The following is a 2,640-nucleotide window of genomic DNA, read 5'->3' as shown; positions in this document are numbered from 1 at the left end:
GACCGCCACGATGGGCGGGGTTGCGGTTCGGGCGGTGGTCGCCGGATGGGCGCTGGCCTTGTGGACGCTGGCCTTGCGGACGATGACTCGCGCCGCGGTAGTTGCGCTGCTCGCGGACCGCCGGAGCGGGCTTGAGCGCGCGGGTCGAGCGGACCGCGTCGGCGAAATTGCCGGGCAGCGGCTCGATGCCCAGCTTCTGGCGGGTCAGCCGCTCGATGTCGCGAAGCAGCGGCCGCTCGTCGTCCGAGCAGAAGGCGACCGCGATGCCCGATGCGCCGGCGCGCGCGGTGCGCCCGATGCGGTGGACATATTGCTCGGCGACGTGCGGCAGATCGTAGTTGAAGACGTGGCTGACGCCCGGGATGTCGATGCCGCGGGCGGCGATGTCGGTCGCGACCAGCACCTTGATCTCGCCCGAGCGGAACAAGGCGATCGCCCGCTCGCGCTGCGGCTGGCTCTTGTTGCCGTGGATCGCGTTGACGTCGATCCCGGCGGCGGTGAGCATCCGGACGATCTTGTCGGCGCCGTGCTTGGTTCGGCTGAACACCAGCGCCCGCTCGACCGGAGCGGTCTTCAGGAGCTGGATCAGAAGCGCCTGCTTTTCGGCCTGGTTGACGAAGGTGACGCGCTGCTCGACGCGTTCCACGGTCGTTGCCACGGGGGCTACCGAGACTTCGGCCGGGTTGGTCAGATAGCGGTCGGCAAGCTCCTTGATCGCGCGCGGCATGGTCGCCGAGAAGAACAGGGTCTGGCGCTTTTGCGGGACCAGGGCGACGATGCGCTTCAACGCGTGGATGAAGCCCAGGTCGAGCATCTGGTCGGCCTCGTCGAGGACGAGGATCTCGAGCTCGCGAAGGCTGAGCGCGCGCTGGTCGACGAGGTCGAGCAGCCGGCCGGGAGTGGCGACGAGGACGTCGAGCCCGCGCGACACTTCGCGCACGCTCTTGCCGTTGGGGACGCCGCCGAACACGACCCCGACCGACAGCTTCATGAACTTGCCGTAGGCGCGCGCGCTGGCGGCGATCTGGGCGGCGAGCTCGCGGGTCGGGGCAAGCACCAGCATCCGGATCTGGCCGGGCTTCAGATAGGCGCGGCCGGCCGACAGCCGGTCGAGCGACGGAAGCACGAAGGCGGCCGTCTTGCCGGTCCCGGTCTGGGCGATGCCGAGCAGGTCGCGGCCGGTGAGAACGGTCGGGATCGCCTGGCGCTGGATCGGCGTCGGCACATTGTAATTGGCGTGCGCGAGCGCATCGAGAACGGGCTTCGAGAGCCCGAGAGTCTGAAAAGTCACTTTGAAATTACCTTGAAACATTGCTGCCGGCAGCGACCGCGAAATTGCGGGCGCCAGCGGCGGGGAGTTGAGCACCCCGCGTGATATGGGAGAGCAGTTGGTCGAGACGCGGGCCGGACCCCTGCCATTCAGTGGCAGGACCGATCACGCCGCTTGGAACAGCGCCTCGTGTTGCAGTGCAATATAGAGCAAAGGTGAAGAAAGTCCAGCAGGCGGCGATTCACGACGCCCGCGGACGCCGGGCCAGAGCGACCAATGGGAACAGGCTGAGCAGCACGAGCGTGGCGATCAGCTGCGGCGAAAGGATGTCGCCGGGGCGCTCGATGGTCGCGAGCTGGGTTCCCGCATTGACGTAGATGAAGATCGACGGGAGGAGGCCAGCGACGGTCAGCGCCGCATAGGTGCGAAGCCGGATCACCGTCAGTCCCATGGCGAGGTTCACGAGCCAATAGGGGATAATCGGATTGAGGCGAAGCGTCAGCAAATAGAGGCCGCCATGCGCGGCGATCCCGCGGTCGATCGCTTCGATCCGCCGAGCGAACCGCCGCTTCACCCAGCCGCGCAACAAGTAGCGTGCGTCGAAGAAGGCGATGGTCGAGCCGATCGACGAGGCGATCAGCACGATGGCAAGGCCGGGCCAGAAGCCAAACAACGCGCCGCCGGTCACCCCGAGCACCGGCGCCGCCGGGAAGCAGGCGGCGGTCGCAACGACGCACAGCAGGAAGAAGCCGGTGGCGCACGACAACGGCCGCGCCTCGATCAGCTGCACCAGCGAGGCGCGGCTTTGCTTGAGCTGCTCGACCGTCAACCAGTCGCGAAGCGGTGAGAAGAGCCACGCGGCGAGCACGCCGGCGATCACGGCGGCGAATATGATCGCTCCCACTGTGCGCCGATCCACTCGCCCTGCTCCCCCACGTCCGGCTGTCTTGCCGTGTTAGCGGAGCAAGACACGTGCCAGCGCTGGCGGAATGGCGCGATTGCGGGGTTTCGGCTCAGCGACAGCCGGTCGCGGCTCGGCGGGAATCGCCAAGACTTGGGGCTAAAGCGGGTTGGGGCTAAAGCGGGAGCGCGCGCCCGGCCTCGACGTGGAAGCGCGAGGCTTCGCCGATGCCGTCGAACAAAGCGGCTTCGGTGGCGGTCATCCACACCTGGCCGCGGCGCTCGAGGCGGGCGAACAGCGCCGAGCGCCGGCGCGGGTCGAGGTGGGCGGCGACCTCGTCGAGGAGCAGGATCGGCGGCGCTCCGCGGCGGGCCGCGACCAGCTCGGCATGGGCGAGAACCAGGCCCAGGAGCAGCGCCTTCTGCTCGCCGGTCGAGGTTCGCGCCGCCGGCGTCGCCTTGGCCCGGTG

General features: G+C 68.6%; 2 protein-coding genes and 1 pseudogene. All 3 read right to left on the bottom strand.

From position 1 onward, the window contains the following. The coding region (locus H0T81_RS04520) for a DEAD/DEAH box helicase (RefSeq protein WP_294010322.1) at window positions 1-1,312 on the bottom strand (1,312 nt) is incomplete at its 3' end. 199 nt (window positions 1,313-1,511) lie between these two features. Beyond that, entirely contained in the window at window positions 1,512-2,189 is a 678-nt protein-coding gene (locus tag H0T81_RS04515; protein ID WP_294010319.1) for a TVP38/TMEM64 family protein, read from the bottom strand. Between the two features lie 157 nt (window positions 2,190-2,346). Then, a pseudogene (locus tag H0T81_RS04510) lies at window positions 2,347-2,640 on the bottom strand (DNA replication and repair protein RecF); the annotation flags it as partial.

Origin of the sequence: Sphingomonas sp. (assembly GCF_013812825.1) — a bacterium.
In the GTDB taxonomy this organism is placed as follows: Bacteria; Pseudomonadota; Alphaproteobacteria; order Sphingomonadales; family Sphingomonadaceae; genus Sphingomicrobium.
Note: the sequence above shows the minus strand (reverse complement) of the source record. Positions and strands in the feature narration are given on the sequence as shown.